At 42.7% G+C, this 9,429-nt stretch carries 3 protein-coding genes; 2 read left to right on the top strand and 1 reads right to left on the bottom strand.

What is annotated here, in order from left to right; all coding sequences use genetic code 11:
* Positions 1 to 179 precede the first annotated feature (179 nt).
* A complete protein-coding gene (locus L656_RS01000000122090; protein ID WP_024598965.1) occupies positions 180 to 2,117 on the bottom strand; it encodes a TolC family outer membrane protein in 1,938 nt (645 codons plus the stop codon).
* A gap of 73 nt (positions 2,118 to 2,190) precedes the next feature.
* Between L656_RS01000000122090 and L656_RS1000000122595 the strand changes: the two genes are divergently transcribed.
* Both L656_RS1000000122595 and L656_RS0109040 read left to right on the top strand, forming a co-directional pair.
* Complete coding sequence (locus tag L656_RS1000000122595) at positions 2,191 to 5,958, top strand: beta strand repeat-containing protein (protein WP_024598966.1); 3,768 nt, start codon at positions 2,191 to 2,193, stop codon at positions 5,956 to 5,958.
* Positions 5,865 to 9,429, top strand: a 3,565-nt coding sequence (locus L656_RS0109040; RefSeq protein WP_241763426.1) for a beta strand repeat-containing protein, incomplete at its 3' end; no start/stop codon positions are given. The genes L656_RS1000000122595 and L656_RS0109040, both read left to right, overlap by 94 nt.

Raw genomic sequence — 9,429 nt, forward strand, 5'->3', positions numbered from 1 at the left:
TTTTTTATTTAGAACAACTAGATATAAAAATTTTTGCCTAGTTCTAGCGTAATTTTCTTAACGTTAAATAGACCCCATATATAAGCAGATTGGTATTACTACAAAACCTAAATTCGAGAAATAAATTTAGCCTAAATATTTCAAGCTGAGTTTAGGTTATTTACATAACGTTAATTGACTTAACTATCAGTAATTACGGCTTCGATACGTCGATTCGCAGCATTAGCTCTTACTGATATTTCGTTTACTCGAGGTTGATCAATACCGTACCCAAACGATTTAACACGTTTAGGTTCTACATCGAATTGCTTAATTAGAATTTCAGCAACGGCAAACGCACGTTTTTCAGATAATTTACGGTTATATTTCCGATCTCCATCTAGAGAAGCATGGCCTTGTATTTCAACCCGCTTATTTGGATTTTCTTTTAAAAAGTCAGCAAGCCTACTAATTTCTTGAATATATTGAGACCTTACATCGCTTGAGTCAGCAGAAAAAGGGATACCAATCTCTATATTCGAGGTTGATGCGCTGTAAATTGTACAACCAGATAAATCTACATTTGTACTTAAAGGTGTGCTTGGGCAAGTGTCTTGCTCGTTTGGTACGCCGTCACCATCATCATCTGTAAAGTTACTTGGTGTAGTGTCGGTTTCCAACGGTATATCTAAGTACCTTGGCATAGCGGTTACACTCATGTAGGCATTATCTTGCTTTGCTTTTTTTTGTAGAAATGCTTTTCGGCTAAAGGTGGTTGCTACATCGTAACTCGGACAAATATTTTGTGCGTTATGCACTATAGGATCGTCAGTTAGCTCTTTTAATGTAGGGTATTTACCTGACATTACGTCAAGTGCTGGCAATAATTTCCCCATTTCTTTTAGCATAGTTAAAATAGCCGATTGGCGGTCGTATAGTGCTACTATGTATGAACGTGTTGATTGGAACGATTCGTTTTCGGCATCAAGTACGTCTAGTAGAGTTCGCTGGCCTATATCAAATTGATCTTTGTATGCAATTTTAACTTTAGTTGATGATTCGCGGTGTTGGTTAAGCGCCGGTAACTTTTGCTCTAGAATAGTGACGTTGTAGTAGGCAATTTGCAGGCTTTGACGAATATCAATACAGGCTTGATCTCGTTGATATTTTGCAATATTTATATCTTGATAAGCTTGTTCTAAATTAGCACTATCAAGACCACCGTTATACAAGTTATAACTAATATCTATGCCGACTCGCGCTTCTGTTCTGGTTTCATTTTGACCAAGCTCATCTCTATCTTGGCTACCGTAGCGGGCAGATAAATCTACGTTAGGATGAAAGGCTGCTTTTTGTGCTTTGGCGTTCGCTTTTTGCGCTTCAATATTATACAAAGAGGCATAAAATGAAGGGCTGTTTTTGTAGGCGACGTCTAGCGCTTGGTTAACCGAAATTGGTATATTGTTTTCATCAAGGTCAGCTTGCTTTATATCGTTCATAGGCAGCTCACCTACAACCCTTAGGTAGCGAGCGCTTACATCATGTAAATTTGAGTACTCCGTTAATACATTAGATTGCGCTAGAGATAAACGGCCACTAATTTGTTCTAGGTCTGCTGCGCGCGCTACACCGGCGCCTACGCTTTGCTCTATTTGTTGGTATACAGACTCGTGCTCTTGTAAATTAGCTTCTGCAAGTTGTACTAACTCTTTGAATTTTTGTACGTCAAGTAGTGCAATCGAGGCTTCAAGTGCTGTTTGTTCTGTTTGAGAAATAAGCTCAAAGTACCTAATAAGTTGAATACGTTTAAAACGGTCAACTGTATTAGATGTTCTAAAACCGTCATAAAGCATTTGAGTAACGCTTAATTCGGCTGTATTACGGTTATATTCTTCTTCAATACCGTAATTTCTTCTTTCATATCCTGCACTTGCTGATACATCAACACTTGGTAAATAACCTGAACGGGCAGCATCCACTCCATAAATAGAAGATTTAAAAGCATGCCATGCTTCTTGTACTTCAGGATTGTTTTCAATCGCTTTACTTGAAACGTAGGTAAGTGGCATTGCTGATTGTTCGTTTGCATGCACGTAGTTTGATAAAGTTACGGCTGTAATCGCTAATCCGATTAACATAGTCCCTTGGTGCTTTTTTTGTTCTACCTTTAACTTATTAGATTGTTATTTTAAAAAGTTTGAGGGTACCTAAATGGAAGCAAATCAACTTGTAGTTATTGATATTCAGGGTTCGGCGGGTGTTGTGTTAGATGATGGATCGGTAAGAGCCTTAAACGTGGGTGACATTATTACTGTAGGTGATTTAGTTGTTACTGCTATTAAGTCGTCGTTACAAATAGATGTGCAAGGTGAAACCTTATCTATACCCGCAAATCAAAAGGTAAAAATAACACCAGACCTATTAGCTAAAGAAGCTAGAGACGCTAGCGAAACAACTGTTTTTGATGAAAGTTTAGATGAAGCAATCGCAAGCTTAGATTTAGGTACAGAACAAGACTTATCAACAGCAGCTAATTCAGATGTAACAGACTTTTTAGATGCATTGGAGGGTGATGGGGACATTTTAGATAATTTAGAGGCAACAGCTGCTGGTGGCGGCAACGCTGCTGGTGCAGATGGAGGCAGTTCGTTTGTACAGTTAACCCGAATTTCTGAAAGCGTTGATCCTAGTAGTGTTACTTTTGATTCATCTTTTGATCAAAGCGCTACTGAAGCTTTTAATTTAAGAGATACCTCTGATGGGATTGTGCCTGATGCAACTTCGGCTTCTATTTCACTTAATGAGCTGGGTGTTACCAATTCATCACAACCAACAATTACTGGTACGAGCGAAAACTTAATTGGCGAAACAGTTAATGTAACGGTAACTGATATTGATGGAAATTCTCAAGTAGTTAGTGTTGTAATTGGCCCTGATGGTACCTTTGAAATAACCTTACCGACTCCAGTTGCTGATGGCCCTGTGACCGTTGTTGTTGAAGCAACAGATCCTGTTGGCAACCCTATAAACGACACTATTTCTATAGAAATTGATACAACAGCTCCGCTTATTGCGATTGATCCTGTTGCCGATTCTGCTTCGCAAACCGTGACAATAACAGGGACTGTATCTGGGTTGAACACTGGTGATAATGTGTCAGTTACGTTAACGGATAGTGCAGGTACGGTACAAACAATTGTTACTCAAGTAGATGCGCTAGGAAATTGGGTTATTACTACTACCTCACCTTTATCTGAAGGAGAGTTTAATGTAAGTGCAGTGGCGATTGATGCCGCTGGAAATCAAGCTATAGACCAAGCTTTAGCGAATATAGATTTAACTGCTCCGGTAATCACAGTAAATGTAACTGATGAAACAAATAATGTAACACCACCACTTGTTGGAACAACAAATGGGGTTCCTGAGGGCACGCAAGTAACAATTACTGTTACAGATAGTGCAGGGCAAATACAAACCTTAACAGCAGTTACTCAAGCCGATGGAAGCTGGAGTGTAGAAGTTGGGACTCCTTTACCTGAAGGTGATTTTACTGTTGATGCACAAGTAAGCGACAGTGTAGGAAACTCAGCATTAGCAAGTGATTCAGGAGTAATTGATTTAACGGCGCCTACGGTACAAATTAATAATATTAACGACACTCAAGACACCACGCCAACGATTACAGGTAACGCACAAGATGTACCTGCTGGCTCTATTATTAGTGTGGTTATTACCGATTTTAATGGTCAAGCTCAAACATTATTAACCCAAACTAACGCTGATGGTGATTGGTCTATTGATGTAACTACGCCATTAGCTGAAGGGCTGTTTGAGGTTGATGCAAGTGTAAGCGATGCTGCAGGTAATCAAGCCCAAGCAAATAACCAAGGTGTTGTTGATTTAACAAATCCAGATATTACCGTTACTGCAATTGCTGATACTAACGATACTACACCAACATTTGTAGGTAGGGTAGAAGACGCTCCAGCGGGCTCTGTAATTACAGTATTAGTAACCGCTATAAACGGTAGCGTACAAACTTTAACTACTTTATTAAATGGAGATGGTACATGGAGTGTTGATGCTAATGAAATCTTGCCAGGTGGTGAGTTTACAGCAACTGCGTCAGTAACCGATGCAGCAGGTAATGAGGCTACTGCGCAAACAAACGGCGAAATAACGTTTGCTCCTATTTCAATTCAAATCGATGCAATTGCTAATACTAACGATACCACTCCATTTTTAAGTGGTAACACCGGTAATGTGCCTGCAGGTACAACCATTACTTTAACTATTACGGCAAGCGATGGGAGTACATTTACATTACTTGCAGTGACGCAAGAAGATGGTTCGTGGACTGCACAAGTAACAACTCCTCTACCGGAGGGCGACTTTACTGTAGTTGCTGCTGTTATAGATGACTCGGGTAATGAAGCGCAAGCAAGTGCAGTAGGTAATGTTGATTTAACTGTAAGTATTAATTTTATTATTGATACTAACGATACAACACCTACAATTAGCGGCTCTACACAAGACGTAGAACCTGGTGCGTTAGTAACCGTTACATTTACAGGAAGCGATGGCGTAGCAGAAACCGTCCAAGTAGTTACTGGTGCTGACGGAAGTTGGTCAGTTGAGGCAAGTAATGAATTGGTTGAAGGTCAGTTTAGTGTGGTTGCAACTGTAACTGATGCTGCGGGTAATACAGCTTCTGCAAGTGAAACTGGAGAGATTGATTTAACCGATCCGGCAATCACGATAAATCCTATTGAGGATACGAATGATGTAACCCCATCTGTAAGCGGTAATGTAATTGATGTACCAGCAGGGACCGAAGTTACATTAGTAATAACTGACAGTGAAGGCAATGAACAAACACTTACAACAATTACGAATACAGATGGTACATATACAGCGGATATTATTGCAGATCTCAGTGAAGGTGATTTCACAGTAACAGCAAGTGTTAGCGATACTGCAGGCAATAGCAGTACGGCAACCGTTACAGGTTCGGTCGATTTAACCGCACCAAGTGTGACTATTAACAATATTGCAGATACAAACGATACAACACCTATTCTTACCGGCTCTACCCAAGGTTTAGCATCTGGGAGTGAAGTAATTTTAATTGTTACCGATAGTCTAGGGGCTGAGCAACAGTTAGTTACTACTATAAGTGCTGATGGTACTTGGAGTATTGAGGTTCCAACTGCTTTAAGTGAGGGGGATTTTACAGTAACAGCTAATGTATCTGATAATGCAGGTAACGCAGCTCAAGATTCACAATTAGGCTCAGTTGATACCACCCCTCCTTTAGTTGCAGTAAATGACTTTGCTGATTCAAACGATACAACGCCTACATTTAGCGGAACAACGAGTGATGTAGCTCCGGGTAGCCTTGTTAGTGTTTTAGTTACTGATGCAAATGGTGAGTCTCAAACATTGACGGCGGTTGTGTCAGAAGATGGAACTTGGCAAGTTGGGGCAACCCAAGCTGTTGCTGAAGGCGAATTTACAATTACGGCAACAGTAACAGACGCTGCAGGTAATGAAGCAAGCGATACTGGTACTGGAACAATTGATTTATCAGCTCCAATTATAGCAATTAATACAATCCCAGATAGCGCCGATACTACTCCAACAATTTCAGGTTCCGTACAAAATGTGCCAGCTGGAACAACGGTTACGTTAACATTGACAGATGCTGGTGGTAATACACAAACAATTACAACACAAACGCTAGCTGATGGTAGCTGGACAGCTGATGCTATTAATGAGTTAGTTGAAGGTGACTTTAGCGTTAATGCCATCGTTAGCGATGAAGCAGGTAACCAAAGTGAAACTTCAGCACAGGAACTATCGATAATACCGCACCAACTATTACGATTGATGCACTCGCTGATAGCAACGATACAACACCGACTATTTCAGGCACCGCAACTGGCGAGCCAGAAGGCACAGTTGTTACTATTACCGTGACTGATGACGCTGGTAACCCACAAACCATCACTACAGAAGTACTCGCTGACGGCACTTTCACTGTTGATGTACCAGATGAATTAAGTGAAGGCGAATACAGCGTAGACGTATCAATCACTGATACTGCTGGTAACGTAAGTACAGAAGTAACAACGGGTACTATTGATACCTCAGCTCCTGCTATTACGATTGATCCACTGGCAAATAGCAACGACACCACACCGACAATTTCTGGCACAGCAACGGGCGAGCCAGAGGGCACCGTTGTTACTATTACGGTAACTGATGACGCGGGTAATCCGCAAACCATCACCACTGAAGTGCAAGCCGATGGCACCTTTAGTGTGGATGTACCAAATGAATTAAGCGAAGGCGAATTTACGGTTGAGGTATCGGTTACAGATACTGCAGGCAATGAAACTACCGCAACAACAACAGGCGAAGTTGATACTGCCGCGCCAACAGTTATTATTGACCCCTTAGGTGATATTAACGACACCACCCCAACCATTTCAGGCACCGCAACGGGTGAGCCTGAGGGCACATTAGTTACTATTACGGTCACTGATGAAGCTGGTAACCCACAAATAATTACCACTGAAGTGCAAGCTGATGGCACCTTTAGTGCGGATGTACCGAACGAATTAAGTGAAGGTGAATTTACGGTTGAAGTATCGGTTACTGATACTGCGGGCAATGAAACCACAGCAACAACAACGGGAGAAGTTGATACTTCAGCACCGGTGATCACGATAGACGTACTGGCTGATACTAACGACACCACCCCAACTATTTCAGGTACAGCAACGGGCGAGCCGGAGGGCACTGTTGTTACAATTACAGTCACTGATGATGCTGGTAACCCGCAAACCATCACCACTGAAGTGCAAGCCGATGGCACCTTTAGTGCGGATGTACCGAACGAATTAAGCGAAGGCGAATTTACGGTTGAGGTATCGGTTACTGATACTGCAGGTAATGAAACTACCGCAACAACAACGGGCGAAGTTGATACTTCAGCACCGGTGATCACGATAGACGCACTGGCTGATACTAACGACACCACCCCAACTATTTCAGGCACCTCTACTGGCGAGCCTGAGGGCACGTTAGTTACTATTACGGTCACTGATGAAGCTGGTAATCCACAAATAATTACTACTGAAGTACAAGCCGATGGCACCTTTAGTGTGGATGTACCAAATGAATTAAGCGAAGGCGAATTTACGGTTGAGGTATCGGTTACAGATACAGCGGGCAATGAAACAACCGCAACAACAACAGGCGAAGTTGATACCACAGCGCCAATAGTTACTATTAATGCGCTAGGCGATACGAGTGATACAACACCGACCATTTCAGGCACAGCTAGTGGGGAGACTGCTGGTTCAACTATTACTCTAACTGTGACTGATGCTAATGGTGCAGTACAAACAATTACAGCACAAGTAATTGCAGACGGGAGTTGGACAGCAGAAGTGTCAGCGGCTTTAGCAGAAGGGACCTACTCTGTAGATGCAAGTATCAGTGATAGCGCTGGTAATGAAGGCACAGCAAGTGCTTTAGGTACAATCGATACAAGCGCATTGACTATCACCATTGATATTATTGGCGAAACTAACGATCAAACACCTCAAATAAATGGTGATACTTTTAATGCACAAGTTGGCTCCTCGGTTGAAGTTCAGATCACTGACTCAGCGGGTGCAACAATTACTTTAACCACAGTTGTTGATGAAAACGGTCTTTGGAGTGTTACTCCGCCTGTAGATTTAGCTGAAGGCACCATTTTAATTAGTGCAACAGTAACAGACATAGGTGGTGGAACGGCTAGTGCAGAGCTTGATGCTGTAATTGATATTACGCCTCCAACCATACAAGTAAATGAACTAGATACAAGTAATGATACAACCCCAGTTATTTCTGGTAACACAGCAGACGTAGTTGCAGGCACAGTTATAAATTTAACGGTTACTGATTCTCAAGGGGTTGTTCGCACATTTAGCACTACAACAGATGTAGAAGGTAATTGGAGTATTGAACTTTCTCAAGAGTTGGCCTCGGGCGATTACTCTGTAGAAGCTGAAGTATCTGATGCTGCAGGAAATAGCGCTTCAGATACGGCTACAGGCAACATAGATACATCAGGGCCTAGCTTAACAGTTGTCTTTGATACTGTAACTAACGACTCAACACCTACCATTTCAGGTACTAGTGATGCAGAAGTTGGTACCAGTATCACGGTTGTTATTACCGATGAAAACGGGGTTGAACAAATACTTACCACCACAGTAGATACAAATGGTAACTGGGAAGTAACTCCACAAACAGATTTAAATGAAGGTGATAACACCATCGAAGTGAGTGTGTCTGATGAAGCAGGAAATACGACAACAGTTACAGATACAATTACATTAGATACGCAAGCACCGACATTAACTATCCAAACTGTTGGCGATGTAAACGACTTAACACCGACATTACAAGGCACCAGTAATGAAATTGGCGGCACCGTTACACTCATCATCACCGACAGCGAAGGGGCTGTGCAAACCATTACCACCACCGTTGAAAGTGATGGTCACTGGGACATTGAAATTCCAAGTGCGCTTGCGCAAGGAGACTTTACTGTAACCGCGAGTATTACCGATGCTGCAGGCAACGACACCACCGCGAACAGCAGTGGTAATGTAGATACCATTACACCCGTTATCACCGTTGATGCATTGGGCTTAGGCAACGACAGCACCCCAATGATTAGTGGTACCTCAACAGAGCCTGAAGGCACCGTTGTGAATATTGTTATCACCGACAGTAACGGCGATGAAACACCAATTACAGCCACAGTCGATGCGAACGGCAACTGGCAAGCAACCAGCCCTGAATTACCAGAGGGCAGCTACAGTGTGCAAGCCAGCATTACCGATGCCGCAGGTAACACCGATAGTGCCGTGCAATCGGGCACCATTGATAGCCTCGCGCCAACGCTTGTGCTTGATACCGTGGGCGCAACGAACGACAGCACCCCAGCAATCAGCGGAAGTACCAATGCGCCAGCGGGGACTGTTATTAGCATCAGCGTGAGTGATGGCACCACAACAGAAACGTTCACCGCGACAGTACAAGCTGATGGCAGTTGGTCAGCGGATGTACCGAATGCACTGAGCGATGGTGAGCTCACCATTGAAGCTAGCGTTAGCGATAACGCCGGTAATACCACTGCATTAAGTGAAACCGCAACACTCAACACCACGGCCCCAAGCATTAGTATTAATGCATTGCTTGATACCAACGACACCACCCCAACCATCAATGGTACAAGCGATGCGGCAGATGGCACAATCATTAGCTTAACGTTTGAAGACAGTTTGGGGAATATTACGACTGTTGATACGACGGTAACGGGTGGTGTATGGAGCATTGATGCACCAACTGATTTAGCCGAAGGTGAATACACGGTGACGGCAGAGG

The organism is Pseudoalteromonas sp. TAE56 (assembly GCF_000497955.1).
In the GTDB taxonomy this organism is placed as follows: Bacteria; Pseudomonadota; Gammaproteobacteria; order Enterobacterales; family Alteromonadaceae; genus Pseudoalteromonas.

Bases quoted from the DNA above. Each gene is read 5' to 3' on its own strand.
- L656_RS01000000122090 (WP_024598965.1), bottom strand. From the start codon at position 2,117: ATGTTAATCGGATTAGCGATTACAGCCGTAACTTTATCAAACTACGTG.
- L656_RS1000000122595 (WP_024598966.1), top strand. From the start codon at position 2,191: ATGGAAGCAAATCAACTTGTAGTTATTGATATTCAGGGTTCGGCGGGT.